The organism is Actinomycetospora sp. CA-084318 (genome assembly GCF_050955885.1).
Classification (GTDB): domain Bacteria; phylum Actinomycetota; class Actinomycetes; order Mycobacteriales; family Pseudonocardiaceae; genus Actinomycetospora.
In genome coordinates, this window is record NZ_CP192098.1 from 2,680,672 (window position 1) to 2,697,459 (window position 16,788).

Below are 16,788 nucleotides of genomic sequence, written 5' to 3' on the forward strand. Positions count from 1 at the left end.
GCAGGTTCCGGTGCTGTGGATCCTGACTGGTGTCCCACTCGCGACGAGGCCGTCGGCACACCTCACATGGCGCGCAGCGCCACCTCCAGCGCCGTCCCGTCCTCGTCGGCCAGGGCGGCCGTGCGCAGCTCCGCCAGCCGCGCCGCCGCGTCCGGGCGGCCCCGCAGCTGCCGGGCCGCCGTCGTGAGCGCGGCGTAGCTCTCCTCGCCGTGCTCCCAGGTGGCGCCGTAGCCCTTGAGCACCCGCTGGCACTCGGCGACCTCGCGGGCCAGGTCGGGGTCGTCGGCCGCGATCTCGTCGATCAGGTCCAGCCACGCCCCGATCGCCTCCTGTTCGCGGGCGAAGCGCAGCGACCGCGGGCGCAGCGGCCGCATCCGGGCCATCGTCGCGAGCATGGCGTAGCCGCGGACCGACGTGGTGTCGAGGACCAGGCCGTCCCGGGTCACCCGCCCGACCACGCGCGCGAAGAGCCTGGAGCGCCGCAGGGCCGCCCCGAGCCGCACGGGAAGAGTGTCGGTGATCTCGTCGACCTGCGGGTGCAGGTACTCGTGCACCTTCGACAGCTGCGCGCGGGTCGCCTTCGCCTCGGTGCGCACCCGCTCCATCCGGCGCGCGCGGCACTTCTGCAGCGCGACGTGGATCGTGTCCTGGTAGCACATCCAGAGGGCGAGCTGCCGGGCCACGGCGGTCGTCAGGTCGTCGTTCCCGTGCTCCGTGACCCGCACGACCCGGTCCAGGTAGCGCCGCGCGTGGTCGACGTCCTGATAGAGGCCGGTCCGGACGAGGCCGTGCAGGACGGTCGAGCGCACGGCGCGTGGCAGGTCGAGGGTGGCGACGGCGAGCTCGGCGAGATCGGGGCCGACCAGCGACGCCGGATCGGTCGCCGCGATCTCGGTGCGGCGGGCCTCCTCGCGGTCCTTGCGCTCCTGGGCCGACACCGGGCGGGGGCCGATCGTGATGTCGACCGGCGTGGACGTGGGCTTCGGCGCAGGGTCCGGGGGGACGGCCGCGGAGAAGCCACCGGCGAACGCGGCGAGGCTCGGCTCCACGCCCTTGCCGGCGGTGCGGATCGCGTCCTCGTAGGCCGTCCGCTCGAACGGCAGCACGCCGCAGCCCGCCACCGCGCCGAGCAGGGAGGCCGAGATGACGCTGCCGTGCTCGGCGGCGATCGCGGAGAAGTCGGCGGCCACGAGGCGCTTCGCGGCCTTCCCGGCGGCGTCGAGCAGCGCCGAGGTGTCCACGCGGCCGTCGCCGAGGTGTGACTTCTCGTCGATGGAGTAGACGCGGTTGGTCGAGGTGATCAGCGTGGTCCGGTCCGGGGTGGCGAAGCCGCGCTGCACGGCCCGGCCGCACTCCATCAGCTCGGAGGCCACGACGAGGTCCACCTCGCCGGGGGCGGGGAAGACGCTGAGGACCGGCTCCGGTCGCCCGCCGGTCACGTCCTCGGCGACCGGCGGGTACAGCTCGACGTAGTACACGGTGGCGCCGGTGCGCTGGGCGACCCCGGCGACCGAGGTGGTCTGGGCGTGGTGGCCCGCGCCCTCGGCCACGGCGACGATCCAGTCGGCGAGCACGCCGCCGCCCTCGCCGCCCATGGCGAGCACGGCGATCGTGATCGGGCGCTGCCCGGCGTACCAGGAGGCGCCGGCGGCGGCGGTCGGCGCGGGCATCAGGGTGGGCATCAGGCGGCCTCCTTCTCGGTCGCGGGCTCCATGCGTGCGGCGTGCCGCTCCAGGGCACGTCCGGCGAGCGCGATCCAGCGGGACCGGACCGCGGCCCGCAGCCGCTCGCCGCGCGTCGGGTTGTCCACGACGTCGGTCCGGTAGAACGACGGGCACAGCACCGCGGCGTGGGCGTTGTTGCCGCACACCCCGCAGCCGACGCAGCTGTCGAGCACGGTCGCGATCGGGTCGCTGCGCAGCGGGTCGGGGTTGTCGGTGATGGTCAGCGACGGGCAGCCGGAGATGCGCACGCAGGCGTGGTCGCCGGTGCAGGTCTCGGGGTCGACCCCGAAGCGCTCGCGGACCACCCGCTCCCCGCGCTTCAGCTTCTCCGACCGCTCCTTCTTCACCCGCCGCTGCCGGTTGAGCTGGCACTCCGACTGCATGACGAGCAGCTCGGGGCCCGACCCCTTCTTCCGCCGGAACGCCTTGAGGAACGTGTCCTTCACGCGCTGCACGTCGTAGGTGTGGTCGATCGTCGTCGCGTTCTCGACGCCGAGCCCGCGGGCGGCCTTCTCGATGGGGTGCTGGGTGGAGCGACGGTCGGTGTCGGCGTGCGAGGAGAGCACGTCCTGTCCGCCGGTGGCGGCGGCGTAGTCGTTGTCCACCACGACCATGACCTGGTCGGACTTGTTGAACACCGCGTTGCCGACGCCGCTGGTCAGGCCGTTGTGCCAGAACCCGCCGTCACCCATGATCGAGATGGCGCGCTGCTCCGACCCGGGCGCCGAGAGCGCGGCCGCACCCGCCGCCCCGAGCCCGTAGCCCATGGTCGTGGCGCCGAGGTCGAACGGGGCGTTGATCGCGAACAGGTGGCAGCCGATGTCGGCGCTGACGTGGTGCTGCCCGGTCTCGCGCTCGGCGAGCTTCAGCCCGGAGAAGATCGGGCGCTCGGGGCAGCCGGTGCACAGGCCCGGCGGGCGCGGGCGCACCACGTCGGCGGCGACCCGCGGCGCGAACGGGCTGGTCGGGTCGTCCGCCTCGCGCAGCAGCGCGGGGCGCGCCGTGACGCCGTCGGGGACGTACTTGTCGAGGAACGCCGCGAGGCCGCGGGTGACGACCTGGGTCGTGTACTCGCCGCCGGGGGCGAGCAGGTCCTTGCCGTGCAGCGCCGTCGTCGACCCCGCGCGGCGCAGGATCGCGTTGAGGTTCTGCTCGATGTAGTCGGGCTGGCCCTCCTCGACCATGATCACGGCCCGCTTGTCGGCGCAGAAGTCGAGGATCTCCTCGTCGACGACGGGGTAGGTCACGTTCATGACGTAGATCGGCACCCGGCTGCGCCCGTGGCTGTCCGAGGCGCCGAGCAGCTCCAGCGACCGGTTCAGGGTGTTGTAGAGCCCGCCCTGCACGACGATGCCGACGTCGGAGGCCTCCGGACCGCCCGGGAACACCTCGTTGAGGCCCCGCTCGCGGATGTAGCGGACCGCCGCGGGCCAGCGGTCGGCGAGCTTCTCCTTCTCGTGCTGGAAGGACGCGGGCGGCAGCACGATCCGGTCGACGGCGCGCCGCGGGGCGTTGGCGGCCTCGCGCACGGTCATCGGCGGGCGCACATTGTCCTTCGCGATGAAGCCGCCGTGCAGGTGGCACGAGCGCAGCCGCAGCTCGAGGAACACCGGCGTGTTGCTGGCCTCGGAGAGCTCGAAGCCGGCCTCGACCGCATCGACGATGGCGGTGATGTTCGGGCGCGGGTCGAGCAGCCACATCTGCGACTTCATGGCGAACGCGTGCGACCGCTCCTGCATGATCGAGGAACCCTCGCCGTAGTCCTCGCCGAGGATCACCAGCGCGCCGCCGGTCACGCCGCCGCTGGCGAGGTTGGCCAGGGCGTCGGAGGCGACGTTCGTGCCCACCGGGGACTTGAAGGTGATCGCGCCGCGCAGCGGCTGGTGCACCGAGGCGGCCAGCATGGCGGCGGCGGTGGCCTCGGAGGCGGAGTTCTCGAAGCGGATGTCGAGCTCGTCGAGGATCTCGCGCGCGTCGCCGAGCACGTCCATGAGGTGCGAGATCGGCGCGCCCTGGTAGCCGCCCACGTAGGCGACGCCGGACTGCAGCAGCGCCTTGGTGACGGCCAGGATGCCCTCGACGTGCAGGGTCTCGCCGGCGCCCAGGCGGAGCTTCGCGACCTCGGCGGCGAAGGACCGTTCGGCCACGGGGGCCTCCTCGAGCAGGTGGTGGGTGGGACCACCACACCGTCGCCGGGCGGGCCCCGCGGAGCTATCCCCGCCGCGCCGCCGTTGTCCGCCGGGCGCCGGAGGAGTCACCGCACCCGACGGCGGGTGGACAACCGGGGCGCAGGGTGGATACCGCTCCCGTGCGCACATCACCATGCTTCGCACCCAGCCCCACCCCCGAAGGAGTCACCGTGTCTGAGGCGTCCCTGCTGTCCGCCCTCGTGCAGGCCACCCGCTCCGGGGGCGTGGAGGTCGTCGACCTCACCACGCCGCTGCAGGAGTCCACCCCGATCCTCGAGCTGCCCGAGCCGTTCGCGAACACCTCGCGGTTCCGGCTCGAGGAGCTCTCGCGCTACGACGACCGCGGCCCGGCCTGGTACTGGAACGACATCCACACCGGCGAGCACACCGGCACCCACCTCGACGCCCCGAACCACTGGGTGACCGGCCGCGAGGGCCCCGACGTCTCGCAGGTGCCGCTGGGCACGATGGTCGCCCCGGTCGCGGTGATCGACATGTCCGCCGAGGTGGAGAAGGACCCGGACTTCCTGCTCGAGGTCGCCCACCTGGAGGCCTGGCAGGCCGAGCACGGTCCCCTCCCCGACGGTGGGTGGCTCCTCTACCGCACCGGCTGGGAGGCTCGGGGGGAGACCCAGGAGGAGTTCGTCAACGCCGACGCCGCCGGGCCGCACACCCCCGGGGTGTCGACCGAGTGCGCGCGCTGGATCGCGCAGGAGTCCCCGCTGACCGGGTTCGGGGTCGAGACGGTCGGGACGGACGCCGGCGCGGCCGGGGGCTTCGACCCGCCCTTCTCCTGCCACCACTACCTGATGGGGGCGAACAAGTGGGGACTGACCAGTCTGCGGAACCTCGGACGGCTGCCGGCGACGGGCGCGCTGCTGATCGTGTGCCCGCTGCCGATCCTGGGCGGCTCGGGCAGCCCGACCCGGGTGCTCGCCCTGGTGGAGGCGTAGGCGCATCGGTCGCCGAGCAGGTCGGCCGGCTGGTCGGCGAGCTCGGCGTGGGGCACGCGTTCGGCGTGGTGGGCAGCGGCAACCTGCGGCTCGTCAACGCCCTGCGGGCCACCGGCGTGCCCTACGTGGCGGCGCGCCACGAGGGCGGGGCCGCGACCGCGGCGGATGCGTGGGCACGGACGAGCGGGGAGGTGGCGGTGCTGACGACCCACCAGGGGTGCGGGCTGACCAACGCCCTCACCGGGATCGCGGAGGCCGCGAAGAGCCGCACCCCGCTGCTCGTGCTCGCCGCCGACTCGCCGTGCGCGGCCGTGCGGTCGAACTTCCGGGTCGACCAGGACGCGCTCGTGCGCTCGGTCGGCGCCGTCGCCGAGCGGGTGCACACCGCGGCCTCGGCGGCGGCCGACGTGGTGCGCGCCTACGGGACGTGCCGCGACCAGCGGCGCACCGTGGTCCTCAGCCTGCCGATCGACGTCCAGGCCGAGCCCGCCGTCGGCACCGGCCCCGCCCGCACCTCCTGGCGGCCGCCCGCACCGGACGCGGACGCCGTGGTGGCCCTCGTCGACCTGCTCGACCGCGCGGAGCGGCCCGTCTTCATCGCGGGCCGGGGTGCCCGCGGGGCCCGGGCGGAGCTCGAGGCGCTGGCGGCGCGCTGCGGTGCCCTGCTCGCGACGACCGCCGTCGCGCACGGGCTGTTCACGGGCGCGGAGTTCTCGCTCGGCATCTCGGGCGGGTTCTCGACGCCGGAGACGGCGGCGCTGATCACCGACGCGGACCTCGTCGTCGCGTGGGGCGCGGCGTTGACCCGCTGGACGGTGCGCGGCGGCGAGCTGCTCGCCGGCGCGACCGTGGCCCAGGTCGACGACACCCCCGAGGCGCTCGGGGCCCAGCGCCCGGTCGACCTGGCCGTGCTCGGCGACGTCGCGGTGACCGCCCGCGACGCCCTCGCCGTCGTGGACGAGCAGGTCGGCTACCGGACCCCGGAGGTGGCCGCGCGGATCGCCCCGCGGCACACGTTCGTGCCGGACACCGAGCCGGACGACCGGATCGACCCGCGCACCCTCAGCGCGGCGCTCGACGAGCTGCTGCCCCTGGAGCGGACGGTGGCGACCGACTCCGGCCATTTCATGGGCTACCCGGCGGGCTACCTGCGGGTCCCCGACGAGGCCGGCTTCTGCTTCACCCAGGGGTTCCAGTCGGTCGGACTGGGGCTCGCGACGGGGCTCGGGGCGGCCCTCGCCCGTCCCGACCGGCTGCCCGTGGTCGCGTGCGGCGACGGCGGATTCCTCATGGGCATCAGCGAGTTCGAGACCGTGGTCCGGCTGTGCCGGTCGGGAGAGCTCGGACTCGGGATGCTCGTCGTGGTGTACGACGACGCCGGCTACGGCGCGGAGTTCCACCACTTCGCCGACGACGACCAGAGCACCGTCCGCTTCCCGGACGCCGACCTCGCCGCGATCGCGCGCGGGTACGGCGCGGACGCCGTGACGGTCCGGTCGGTCGGCGACCTCGGCGGCGTGCGCGGGTGGCTCGACGGTCCTCGGGACCGGCCGTTGCTGATCGACGCGAAGGTGACCTCGGACGAGCCCGCGTGGTGGCTGGCCGAGGCGTTCAGAGAACACTAGGGAGCACTGAGTCGGATGACGGACGTGGTGGTCGTCGGCGCCGGGATCAACGGCATGGTCGCGGCGGCGCGGCTCGCGGGCGCGGGCCGGTCGGTGACGCTGCTCGACGGCGCCGATCAGCTCGGCGGGTTCATCGGCAGCGCCGAGCGCACCGTGCCGGGGTATGTCCACGACACGTGGTCCTCCTGGCACCCGCTGTTCGTCACCGGCCCCGCGTTCGTCGAGCTCGGCGACGACCTCGCCCGGCACGGGCTGGCCTACGCGAACACCGACGGGCCGGTCACGGCCACCGTGCCCGACGAGGGCACTGCGACGATCGCCTACCGCGACGTCGAGGAGACCGTGAAGACGTTCGCCGATCCCGACGACGCCGACGCCTACCGCGCGATGATCGCGGGCTTCGGGCGCGACGTCGGTGCGCTCGGGACGCTCCTGGGCTCGGAACTGTGGTCACCCGCCGTCGGGAAGCCGCTGGTCTCGCTGCTGCGCTCGGCCGGACGGCGCGGGGCGGCGGCCTACGCCCGCGACGCGGTGACCAGCGGGCGGTCGTGGCTGCGGGGACGCTTCAGCGGGGTCGAGGTCGACCGGCTGTGGGCGCCCTGGCTGCTGCACGCCGGGCTCGCGCCGGACGCCGCGTCGGGCGGGGCCATGGTGCCGGTGTTCGCGGCGACGATGCACGGGGCGGGCCTGCCGGTGGTGGTCGGCGGGGCGGGCCGCTTCGTCGACGCCTTCGCCGCGCTGCTCGCCGAGCGGGGCGTGGACGTCCGGCTCGGGCACCGGGTGGAGCGGATCGTCGTGCGCGGCGGGCGCGCCGTCGGCGTGGAGGGGGAGGGCTTCGCGGTGCGCGCCGACACGGTCCTCGCGTCCGTCGCACCCGGCGCGCTCTACACGCAGCTGCTGCCCAGCGGCGTGGTGCCGCCGCGGATCGCCGACGAGGCGCGCGCCTACCGCCCGGGTCGGGCCGCGATGCAGATCCACGTGGCGCTCTCGGGGCCGGTGCCGTGGCGCGACCCGGCGCTGCGCGAGGTGCCGCTCGTCCACCTCACCGACGGGTCGGCGTCGACCGGCATCGCGTGCGCGGAGGCCGAGGCCGGCCTGCTGCCGCGGCGGCCCACGGTGGTCGTAGGCCAGCAGCACGTGCTCGACCCGTCGCGGGTGCCGGCCGGGGGCGCGGCGCTGTGGCTGCAGCTGCAGGAGGTGCCGTCGCGACCGGTGGGCGACGCGGCGGGAGAGCTCGACGTCGGCTCGGGGGAGTGGACGCCCGCCCTGGCGCGCGCCTACGCCGACCGGGTCCTCGACCGGGTCGCCGCGCAGGCGCCGGGGCTGCGGGACCTGGTGCTCGGCACCGACGTGATCTCCCCGGCCGACCTCGAGGGGCGGAACCCGAACGCGATCGGCGGCGACCCCTACGCCGGGTCGGCCGAGCTGGACCAGAACTTCGCGTGGCGGCCGCTGCCCTCCGCGGGCCGGCACCGGACCTGCGTGCCGGGCCTGTGGCACCTCGGGGCCTCGACCCATCCCGGGCCGGGCCTCGCCGGGGCGTCCGGGCACCTGGTCGCCGAGGCGCTGCTGCGGCGGCGTCGGGGGTGACGCGCGGTGTGACTGCAGCGGGCCCGGTGGCCGAGGTCGGGTGCTCGGGGTATCAAGTCCTCATGCCGATCCTGATCGAGACCACGGTCATCCGGTGAGCGCCCCCGCACGAGCGGGTGTCGAGATGACGATCCACGGGAGGCGGCTCCGACGCGACCGCGCCCTGATCATGGCGATCGTCAACCGCACGCCGAACTCCTTCTACGACCACGGGTCCACGTGGCAGCCCGCGGCCGCCGAGGCGGCGATCGAGCGGGCCGTGGCGCAGGGCGCGGACGTCGTCGACCTCGGCGGCGTCCCCGCCAGCCCGGGGCCGGAGGTGACGGTCGCCGACGAGATCGACCGCGTCCGCCCGACGCTGGTGTGGGCACGCGAGCGGTTCCCCGAGCTGACGATCTCCATCGACACCTACCGCGCCGAGGCCGCGGAGGCCCTGCTGGCGGCGGGCGCCGACCTGGTGAACGACAGCTGGGCGGGCTGGGACGAGGACATCCTTCCCGTGACCGCTCGCTACGGCGCCGGGTACGTCGCCGCGCACACCGGCGGGCTGACGCCCCGGACGGACCCGGAGAAGCCGGTCTACGACGACGTCATGGGCGACGTCGTGGACTTCACCGTGCGGCTCGCGGAGCGGGCGATGGAGGCGGGGGTGCCGGCCGACGGCATCCTGCTCGACCCCACGATCGACTTCGGCAAGAACACGCTGCAGAGCCTCGAGGTGCTGCGCACGCTGCCGCGGCTGATCGACACCGGGTGGCCGGTGCTGCTCGCGATGAGCAACAAGGGCGTGGTGGGTGAGACTCTCGACGTGCCGCTCGACGGTCGGCTCACCGGCACGCTCGCCGCGACCGCGCTGTGCGCGCAGATGGGCGTGACGATGGTCCGTGCCCACCAGGTCGAGGAGACCCGCCAGACCGTCGAGATGGTCGCGAGCGTGCTGGGGCACCGGCCGCCGTCGCGCGCCGAGAGGTGGATGTAGTGCACCGGGTGTGGCCGCTGCCGGCGGGCGAGCTCTCCTCCGAAGAGCTGGAGGAGCTGTACGTCTACCCGGAGCGCGACGCGGGGTGGCTGGCCGTCAACTTCGTCAGCTCGCTCGACGGCGGCATCGAGATCGACGGCAAGAGCCGGGGCCTGTCCTCCGACGCCGACCGGAAGGTGTTCGGGCTCGGACACGACCTGGCCGACGTCGTCCTGCTCGCCTCCGGCACGGCGGTCGCCGAGGAGTACCCGGGGCTGCGGCCGGAGGGGGAGTCGGCCGAGCGCCGCCGCCGCCACGATCTGGCCGAGGTGCCGCCGCTCGCCGTCGTGACCTCTGGGTCGCTGCCCGCGGACGCGCCGAGCATCGTCGACGTGCTGGTGCCGACGATCGTGATCACGTGCGCGTCGGCGCCGGCCGAGAAGCAGCAGGCGTGGTCCGACGCCGGCGCCGAGGTGCTGATCGCCGGCGACGAGGAGGTCGACCTGGCCGACGCGGTCCGGCAGCTGGCCGAACGTGGGCTGCGGCGCATCGACTGCGAGGGCGGCCCGGGGCTCGTCGGGAAGCTGCTCGACGCCGACCTCGTCGACGAGATGCGGATCAGCTTCGAGCCGACCGCGGTGGCGGGTCGGGCGGGCCGGGTGGCGCGCACCGACGACCCGCTCGACGAGCCGAGGGGGTTCACCGTCGACTCGTTGCTGGTCGAGGACTCGACGCTCCTCGTGCGCTACCTGCGCCGCCCTTCTTCCGCGTGAGGGGAACCCTCATGCTGGTAGAGCGCTCGGATCCTCCCCTCACGACCCGGGTGCGATCCACCGACACCGGCGTGAGGGGAGAGATCGCCCGCCCCAGCACCGTGAGGGTTCCCCTCACGCCGGGGTGGGGGTGACCACCGGGGTGGGGGTGAGGGCCGCCCGGACGTCGTCCGGCCACGGCTCGGCGCCCCCGGTGGCCGACGGGGCGTGCACGATGACGAGGCGGCCGGTCGCGACGGGGCGGTCGGCACACGTGACGTCGAAGGCGTACGTCAGCGACGACCGCCCCAGGGCCTCGACCCGCAGCGTCGTCTCCACCTCGTCGCCGAAGAACACGCGCGAGCGGTAGTCGACCTCGTGCCGCACCCGCGGGGTGCGCCCGAACAGCCGGGCGCACCCCACCGAGCGGAGCAGCTCCGCCTCGGCCGCCTCCACCCACCGCAGCACGGCGGAGTGGTGCTGGTGGCCGGCGGCGTCGGTGTCGTGCCACTCCACCCGGCGGCGGGAGACGATCACGGCTGCTGTTCCCGACGACGTGCCGAGAGACCCGAGCGGTACTGCTTCGGCACCGGGACGCCGCGGTAGTCCTGGTCGAGCGCGGCGTTCCAGGTCCAGTACGGGTCGACGAGGTGCGGGCGGGCGATCGCGCACAGGTCGGCGCGACCGGAGGCGATGATCGTGTTCGCGTCCTCCACCGACGCGACGGCCCCGACCGTGATGGTGGGGACGCCGGTCTCCTGCCGGATCCGGTCGGCGAACGGGGTCTGGTAGAGCCGGCCGTACTTCGGGTCGGCGTCGACCGAGGTCTGTCCGGTGGACACGTCGATCACGTCCGCGCCGTGGGCGGCGAGCATCGGCGCGAGCGCCACGGCGTCGTCGCCGGTGAAGCCGCCGTCGTCGACCCAGTCCGTGGCCGAGATACGCACGCTGATCGGACGGTCCGCCGGCCACACCTCGCGCACCGCGTCGAGGATCTGCAGCCCGAGGAGGGCCCGGTTCTCCAGCGAGCCACCGTAGGAGTCGGTGCGCCGGTTCGACAGCGGCGAGAGGAACGACGACACGAGGTAGCCGTGCGCGTAGTGCAGCTCCAGCAGGTCGAACCCTGCCTCGGCCGCGCGGCGGGCGGTCTCGACGTGCTCCGCGATGACGGCGTCGATGTCGGCCTGCGTCATCTCGCGGGGCACCGGCGAGTCCGACCGGTACGGGACGGGGGACGGCCCGACGATCTCCCACGCCTCGTCGTCGGGAAGGGGGTCGTCGATGCCCTCCCACATGACCTTCGTGGAGCCCTTGCGCCCGGCGTGCCCGATCTGGGCGCCGATGAGCGCGGCCGTCTGCGTGTGGACGAAGTCGACGATCCGGCGCCACGCCTGCGTCTGCTCGTCGTTCCACAGTCCCGGGCAGCCGTGGGTGATCCGGGCCTCGGGGCTCACGCAGGTCATCTCGGTCATGACGAGGCCGGCGCCGCCGACCGCGCGGGAGCCGAGGTGCACGAGGTGCCAGTCGGTGGGGACGCCGTCGACCGCGGAGTACTGCGCCATGGGGGACATGACGATGCGGTTGGCGAAGGTCCGGCCCCGCAGACGCCAGGGGTGGAACATCGGCGGCGTGCCGTCGGCGACCTCCAGGCCGAGGGCACGGGTCTGCTCGGCGAGCCAGCGGTCCAGCCGTCCGACGTACTCCGGGTCACGCAGGCGGAGGTTGTCGTAGGTGACGCGCTGCGAGCGCGTGAGCAGCTGGAACACGAACTGCTGCGGCTGGAGGTGGCGGTAGCGGGCGAGGCCCTCGAACCACTCCAGGCTGGTCTGCGCGGATCGCTGCAGCGAGGCGACGACGGGCTTGCGCTCCTCGGCGTAGGCCTTGAGCGCCGCGTCGACGTCGGACTCGCGGTCGATCGCCCCGGCGAGGGCGATCGCGTCCTCGAGCGCGAGCTTGGTGCCCGAGCCGATGGAGAAGTGCGCGGTGTGCGCGGCGTCGCCGACCAGGACCACGTTGCCGGCCGACCAGTGCTCGTTGCGCATGACGGTGAACGAGAGCCAGCCGGAGTTGTTGCCGATCAGCGGGTGCCCGTCGAGGTGGTCGGCGAAGATCTCCTCGCAGAACCGCATCGAGGCCTCGTCGTTCTCCCCGGGTCGGCGCTCGACCGCCGCGTTCGCGTCCAGCCCCGCCCGCCGCCAGGTCTCCTCGTCGGTCTCGACGATGAACGTGGAGCGGGTGTCGTCGAAGGGGTAGATGTGCGCCCAGAACAGGCCGTACCGCGTCTCCACGATGAGGAACGTGAAGCAGTCGAACGGCCGCTCGGTGGCGAACCAGGCGTACTTGGCCGTGCGGCCCTCGCGGCTGGGCACGAACTGGTCGGCCAGCGCCTCACGGGTGCGGCTGTTGACGCCGTCGGCGGCGAGGACCACGTCGAAGTCGCGACGGACCTCGTCGAGCGTCGGGGCCTCGGTGGAGTAGCGGACGTCGACGCCGAGCTCCAGCGCGCGCTCGCCGAGGATCTGCAGGAGCCGCTTGCGCTCCAGGGCCGCGAAGGCGTGCCCGTCGGAGCGCTCGACGGTGCCGAGGAAGTCGGTGTCGATCGCCGACCAGTGCCGGAACTCGGCCTGGATGCGCTCGATCGAGGTCGGGTCGGCGTCGGCGATGTTCTGCAGCGTCTCCTCGGAGAACACGACGCCGAAGCCGAAGGTGTCGTCGGCGGCGTTGCGCTCGAAGACGACGATCTCGCGGCCGGGGTCGGCCTTCTTGGCCAGGATGGCGGTGAACAGCCCGCCGGGGCCGCCGCCGATGGAGGCGATCTTCATGGTCAGACTCCCAGGTCGGTGAGGTGCTCGAACCGCAGGCCCAGGTCGGTCACGACGACGGCCAGCGGGGCCAGCGCCGCGCGGACGCCGGCGGCGGCGCAGGGCGGCAGGTCGTCGGACGCGAGCAGGGCACGCAGCGCGTCGTACGCGGCGAGCAGGTCGGTCTCGGTGGGGGTGAGCTCGGTGCCGATCAGATCCGTGGTGCTCATGCGGGCTCCTTCGCGGCGTGCTCGGCGGCGTGTCCGGCCAGCGCGGCGCGCTGCTGCTCGGCGCGCACGTCGGTCAGGCGCCTGGCCTTGAGCTCGAAGCGCGGCAGCTCGTCCGTGGCGGCGCGGCGCAGCAGGAAGCGCAGGCCCTCGTGGGCGTCGGCGAGCTCGCGGCCGAGGTCGGCGGAGAGCCGGGCCCAGCCGTCGTCGGCGATGTGGGGGGTGCACTCGACGATGAGGATGACCTCGTCGCGCCCGTCGATGTGTTCCAGGCGGACCTGGAACTCCTCGATGCCGGTGAAGCCGCGGACGATCGCCTCGATCGCACCCGGGTAGACGTTGGTGCCCCGGACGAGCTTCATGTCGTCGACGCGGCCGATGATGCCGCCCTGGTAGAGGTCGAAGGTGCGGCCGTTCCCGGCGCTCGCCGCGGGCACCTTCACGACGAGGTCCGCGGTCCGGTAGCGCAGCAGCGGGGTGGTGGACCGGCCGAAGGACGTGCACACCCGTTCGCCGCGCTCGCCGTAGGGCAGCGCCCGCCCGCTGGAGGGGTCGATGACCTCCTCGATGAAGTGGTCCTCGATCACGTGGGAGCCGCCGGGCTGGTTGCCGGGCTCGAACATGACGATCGTGGAGATCTCGGTCATGCCGGCGGTGTCGATGGCCTTCGCCCCCCACGCCCGCTCGATGAGGCCCTTGGTCTCCGGGATCGACCCGGCCGGTTCCCCGGAGAGGATCAGCGTGTGGACCGGCCCCGCGGCGAGGTCGATCCCCATCGTCCGGGCCTCCTCGGCGAGCCGGAGCGCGTAGGTCGGCGTCGACGCGACGACCGTGGCGCCGAAGTCGACGATCTGCCGGACCCGGTTCGGGGTGGTCTGTGCCCCGCCGGGCACCGTCAGCGCCCCGATCTTCTCGAGCCCGTTGTGCAGACCCCAGAACCCGATGAAGCTGCCGTACCCGAACGCGACGTAGCCGATGTCCTGCGGCCGGACGCCCGCGCCCCAGAGCGCGTAGCACCACATCTCGGCCGCCCAGGACCAGTCCTTGCGGGAGTCCAGGGCGCGCAGCGGCGTGCGCCCGGAGGTGCCCGACGTGGTGTGCACCCGGATCGCCGACCCCGGCCCGACCGCCGGGAGCTCGCCGTAGGGCGGCACCGCGTCCTGGCTGGTCATCCACTCCTCGCGGGTGAGGAAGGGGAGGCGGGCCAGGTCGTCCCAGCTCCGCAGCCGGTCGGGGTCGACGTCGGCGAGCGTGCGCGCGTAGAACGGGCTGCGCGCCTTCGCCCACTCCACCGTCCGGCGCAGCTTCGCGAGCTGGAGCTCACGCAGCTGTTCGCGGGGCAGGGTCTCGGTCTTCGGGTTCCAGAAGGGTTGGTCGCTCACGGCGGTCCTCCGTGGTCGGGCGGCTCCGGGTCGGCGGTTCGGTTCCGGTACGGGCGTCAGTGATCCGCACCGTTGCGCGGGCACGCGTCGACGCTCAGGGGAGGCGGACGACGCCTTCCTGGACGACGCTCGCGAGCAGCGTCCCGTCGCGGGAGTACAGCCGCGCGCGGCCGATCCCCGTGCCACGGTCGGCGAAGGGGGAGTCCTGCACGAGGGCCACCCAGTCGTCCATCCGCCCGTCGGCGTGCCACCACATGGCGTGGTCGAGGCTCGCCGTCATGATCCCGTCGTCGGACCAGGCGGCGCCGTGGCGACGCAGGATGGGCTCCAGCAGCGTGTAGTCGCAGACGTAGGCCAGCGCCGCGCGGTGGACCGCCGGGTCGTCGGGCAGGGCCTCGAAGGCGCGCAGCCAGACCACCTGGTCGGTGCCGGTCCCGCGGTCGACGTAGACCGGGTCGGGCCAGTGGCGCATGTCGAACGACCGGCCGCCGGCCCAGTACGCCTCGTCGCGGACCCCGGTGCCGGCGACCGCCTGCGCCGAGGTCGGGAGCGACTCCGGGTCGGGCAGGTCGGGAGCGGGCTCGGCGTGCTGCGGCGCGCCCGGCGTCGGGACCTGGAAGGAGGCCATCGCGCGGAAGAGCTCGCGGTCGCCCTGCAGGCCCCGGACCACGCGCTGGGAGAAGCCGCGGCCGTCGCGCAGGCGCTCGACCTCCCACCGGGTCGGGGTGTGCACGTCGCCCGCCCGCAGGAAGTAGCCGTGCAGGGAGTGGATGCGCCGGTCGTCGTCGACGGTGAGCTGACCCGCGGCGGCGGCCTGGGCGACGAGCTCGCCGCCGTAGACCCGCCCCGAGGGGATGATCTGCGGGTCGACGAGGAACGTGTCGGTGCCGTCGGCCTTGAGCGCGAGCGCGTCGAGCAGGGGCCGGACGGTGGGCTCGAAGCTCATGCGCTGTGTCCCTCCCGCCCGGCCACCCGCTGGTACCCCTCGAGGATCGAGTCGTCGACCTCGTCGAGGTTGACGACGATGTTGTCCGGCGTCCGGCAGGTCAGCCAGACCAGTTCCTCGGTGGTCGACATGTTCGCCTCGACGTGCGGCATGTACGGCGGGACGAAGACGAAGTCGCCCTCGGTCATGTCGACGTACTGCGCGTAGTTCTCGCCGAAGTAGATGCGGCCGTGGCCCTTGAGCACGGTGCCGCCGGTCTCGGCCTCACCGTGGTGGTGGGGCGGGGAGCGGAAGCCGGGCTCGTTCCAGACCTTCCCGAACCAGATCTTCGTGGCCGGGGTGTGCTGCGGGGAGACACCGGAGATGCGGTGGACGCCCTCGCCCTGGTTCTCGTTCTGCGCCTCGCTGCCGGCCCGGGTGACGACCGGGACGACGTCGGTGCGGAGCGCCTCTTCCGAGGTGGTCATGCTGCCTCCTTGACGTGGATCGTGGTGCGGGTGCTGCCGATGCCCTCGATCGCGCACTCGACGACGTCGCCGTCGTGCAGGAACCGGGGCGGGTCCATCGCGGCGCCGACCCCACCCGGCGTGCCGGTGAGGACGAGGTCGCCGGGGGCGAGGGTGGTGAACTCGCTGATCGCCGCGAGCAGCGTCGGGACGTCGAAGACGAGGTCGTCGGTCGATCCGGACTGCACGAGCTCGCCGTTGACGTGACAGGTCAGGGCCAGGCCCTCCGCGGGGTCGAGGCCGCTGACGAGGACCGGCCCGACCGGGGTCGACGCGTCGAGCGCCTTGCCCGGCAGCCACTGGGTGGTGCGCCACTGCCACCCGCGGACGCTCAGGTCGTTCGCGACGGTGTAGCCGCCGACCGCCTGCCGCGCCTGCTCCGGGGTGGCGTGCCGGGGGAGGGGCGTCCCGACGACGACGGCGAGCTCGGCCTCCCAGTCCAGGCCCGCCTGTTCGATCGCCGGGGTGATGACGACGTCGTCCCCGGCGCCGGTCAGTGAGTCGGCGAACTTGGTGAACAGCGTCGGGTGCGCGGGCAGCTCGTTGCCGAGCTCCGCGACGTGCGCCCGGTAGTTGCGGCCGCAGCAGATGACCTTGGCGCTGCGGGGCACGTCGCGGCCGCTGTATGTCGTCTGCTTTACGGCGGTCACGAAAACACACTAACCTGAGGACCGTCCGCGACACCAGGAGGAGTTCATGACCATCTCGCTGCACAACCCGGCGTCCCTCGCGAAGCCCAGCGGGTTCACCCACGCCGTGCGCTGCGGGGACACCGTCTGGCTCTCCGGTCAGACGGCCCTCGACGCCGACGGCAGGATCGTGCCGGGCGGGATCGTCGAGCAGTTCCGCCAGGCGCTCTCGAACGTGGTGACGTCGCTGCGCGAGGCCGGGGGCGATCCCCGGAAGTTCCTGTCGGTGACGATCTACCTGACCGACATCCCCGACTACCAGGCGCACGGCAAGGAGATCGGCGCCGTGTGGAAGGAACTGGTCGGCCGCGACTACCCGGCGATGACCGGCGTGGGCGTCACCGGGCTGTGGCAGACCGAGGCGCTGGTGGAGATCCAGGCGGTGGCGTCGGTGTAGTGCCCTCGCCCCAGTGCAAGCAGAGCGTCACTGCTTGCATCCAGTGCCA

General features: G+C 73.6%; 14 protein-coding genes and 1 pseudogene. 6 read left to right on the top strand and 9 right to left on the bottom strand.

The window, feature by feature from the left end; genetic code table 11:
- Positions 1-62 precede the first annotated feature (62 nt).
- Both ACQPYX_RS13055 and ACQPYX_RS13060 read right to left on the bottom strand, forming a co-directional pair.
- Positions 63-1,682: an indolepyruvate oxidoreductase subunit beta family protein gene (locus tag ACQPYX_RS13055; protein WP_433803338.1), complete on the bottom strand. Its 1,620-nt coding sequence runs from the start codon at positions 1,680-1,682 to the stop codon at positions 63-65.
- Positions 1,682-3,871 carry a thiamine pyrophosphate-dependent enzyme gene (locus tag ACQPYX_RS13060; protein WP_433803339.1) on the bottom strand — a complete coding sequence of 730 codons (2,190 nt, stop codon included), beginning with the start codon at positions 3,869-3,871 and terminating at the stop codon, positions 1,682-1,684. The genes ACQPYX_RS13055 and ACQPYX_RS13060 overlap by 1 nt, the downstream gene beginning before the upstream one ends.
- Before the next feature lie 212 nt (positions 3,872-4,083).
- Here ACQPYX_RS13060 and ACQPYX_RS13065 point away from each other — a divergent pair, with 212 nt between their 5' ends.
- The 5 genes and pseudogenes from ACQPYX_RS13065 (at position 4,084) to ACQPYX_RS13085 (ending at position 9,812) form a co-directional block, all read left to right on the top strand.
- Positions 4,084-4,866 (top strand): cyclase family protein, encoded by a 783-nt coding sequence (locus ACQPYX_RS13065; RefSeq protein ID WP_433803340.1) that lies wholly within the window; start codon positions 4,084-4,086, stop codon positions 4,864-4,866.
- Between the two features lie 5 nt (positions 4,867-4,871).
- Positions 4,872-6,491: pseudogene (locus ACQPYX_RS13070) on the top strand (thiamine pyrophosphate-binding protein); the annotation flags it as partial.
- 15 nt (positions 6,492-6,506) lie between these two features.
- Positions 6,507-8,081: a phytoene desaturase family protein gene (locus tag ACQPYX_RS13075; RefSeq protein WP_433803341.1), complete on the top strand. Its 1,575-nt coding sequence runs from the start codon at positions 6,507-6,509 to the stop codon at positions 8,079-8,081.
- Between the two features lie 124 nt (positions 8,082-8,205).
- Entirely contained in the window at positions 8,206-9,060 is an 855-nt protein-coding gene (folP, locus tag ACQPYX_RS13080) for a dihydropteroate synthase (protein WP_433803714.1), read from the top strand.
- A complete protein-coding gene (locus ACQPYX_RS13085; RefSeq protein WP_433803342.1) occupies positions 9,060-9,812 on the top strand; it encodes a dihydrofolate reductase family protein in 753 nt (250 codons plus the stop codon). The genes folP and ACQPYX_RS13085 overlap by 1 nt, the downstream gene beginning before the upstream one ends.
- Before the next feature lie 114 nt (positions 9,813-9,926).
- On the opposite strand, the gene ACQPYX_RS13090 is transcribed toward ACQPYX_RS13085, so the two are convergent.
- The 7 genes from ACQPYX_RS13090 to ACQPYX_RS13120 all read right to left on the bottom strand — a co-directional run bounded on the left by ACQPYX_RS13090 (position 9,927) and on the right by ACQPYX_RS13120 (position 16,303).
- Positions 9,927-10,328: an acyl-CoA thioesterase gene (locus tag ACQPYX_RS13090; RefSeq protein WP_433803343.1), complete on the bottom strand. Its 402-nt coding sequence runs from the start codon at positions 10,326-10,328 to the stop codon at positions 9,927-9,929.
- A complete protein-coding gene (locus ACQPYX_RS13095) occupies positions 10,325-12,613 on the bottom strand; it encodes a bifunctional salicylyl-CoA 5-hydroxylase/oxidoreductase (protein ID WP_433803344.1) in 2,289 nt (762 codons plus the stop codon). The genes ACQPYX_RS13090 and ACQPYX_RS13095 overlap by 4 nt, the downstream gene beginning before the upstream one ends.
- A 2-nt stretch (positions 12,614-12,615) precedes the next feature.
- Positions 12,616-12,822 carry a hypothetical protein gene (locus tag ACQPYX_RS13100; RefSeq protein WP_433803345.1) on the bottom strand — a complete coding sequence of 69 codons (207 nt, stop codon included), beginning with the start codon at positions 12,820-12,822 and terminating at the stop codon, positions 12,616-12,618.
- On the bottom strand, positions 12,819-14,201 hold the full coding sequence (locus ACQPYX_RS13105; RefSeq protein WP_433803346.1) for a phenylacetate--CoA ligase family protein: 1,383 nt from the start codon (positions 14,199-14,201) through the stop codon (positions 12,819-12,821). Before ACQPYX_RS13105 ends, ACQPYX_RS13100 begins: the two co-directional genes overlap by 4 nt.
- A 94-nt stretch (positions 14,202-14,295) precedes the next feature.
- Entirely contained in the window at positions 14,296-15,147 is an 852-nt protein-coding gene (locus ACQPYX_RS13110; protein ID WP_433803347.1) for an acyl-CoA thioesterase, read from the bottom strand.
- Positions 15,144-15,614 carry a cupin domain-containing protein gene (locus ACQPYX_RS13115; protein ID WP_433803348.1) on the bottom strand — a complete coding sequence of 157 codons (471 nt, stop codon included), beginning with the start codon at positions 15,612-15,614 and terminating at the stop codon, positions 15,144-15,146. Before ACQPYX_RS13115 ends, ACQPYX_RS13110 begins: the two co-directional genes overlap by 4 nt.
- Positions 15,611-16,303, bottom strand: a complete 693-nt coding sequence (locus ACQPYX_RS13120; protein WP_433803349.1) for a fumarylacetoacetate hydrolase family protein — start codon at positions 16,301-16,303, stop codon at positions 15,611-15,613. The genes ACQPYX_RS13115 and ACQPYX_RS13120 overlap by 4 nt, the downstream gene beginning before the upstream one ends.
- Positions 16,304-16,349: 46 nt before the next feature.
- On the opposite strand from ACQPYX_RS13120, the gene ACQPYX_RS13125 reads away from it, so the two are divergent.
- Positions 16,350-16,739 (top strand): RidA family protein, encoded by a 390-nt coding sequence (locus ACQPYX_RS13125; RefSeq protein ID WP_433803350.1) that lies wholly within the window; start codon positions 16,350-16,352, stop codon positions 16,737-16,739.
- The last annotated feature ends 49 nt before the right edge of the window (positions 16,740-16,788 follow it).

What these genes read in the sequence shown, in the direction of transcription:
- ACQPYX_RS13055 (WP_433803338.1), bottom strand. Translation starts at nt 1,682, where the DNA reads ATGCCCACCCTGATGCCCGCGCCGACCGCCGCCGCCGGCGCCTCCTGG.
- ACQPYX_RS13075 (WP_433803341.1), top strand. Translation starts at nt 6,507, where the DNA reads ATGACGGACGTGGTGGTCGTCGGCGCCGGGATCAACGGCATGGTCGCG.
- folP (WP_433803714.1), top strand. Translation starts at nt 8,206, where the DNA reads ATGACGATCCACGGGAGGCGGCTCCGACGCGACCGCGCCCTGATCATG.
- ACQPYX_RS13095 (WP_433803344.1), bottom strand. Translation starts at nt 12,613, where the DNA reads ATGAAGATCGCCTCCATCGGCGGCGGCCCCGGCGGGCTGTTCACCGCC.
- ACQPYX_RS13100 (WP_433803345.1), bottom strand. Translation starts at nt 12,822, where the DNA reads ATGAGCACCACGGATCTGATCGGCACCGAGCTCACCCCCACCGAGACC.
- ACQPYX_RS13110 (WP_433803347.1), bottom strand. Translation starts at nt 15,147, where the DNA reads ATGAGCTTCGAGCCCACCGTCCGGCCCCTGCTCGACGCGCTCGCGCTC.
- ACQPYX_RS13115 (WP_433803348.1), bottom strand. Translation starts at nt 15,614, where the DNA reads ATGACCACCTCGGAAGAGGCGCTCCGCACCGACGTCGTCCCGGTCGTC.
- ACQPYX_RS13125 (WP_433803350.1), top strand. Translation starts at nt 16,350, where the DNA reads ATGACCATCTCGCTGCACAACCCGGCGTCCCTCGCGAAGCCCAGCGGG.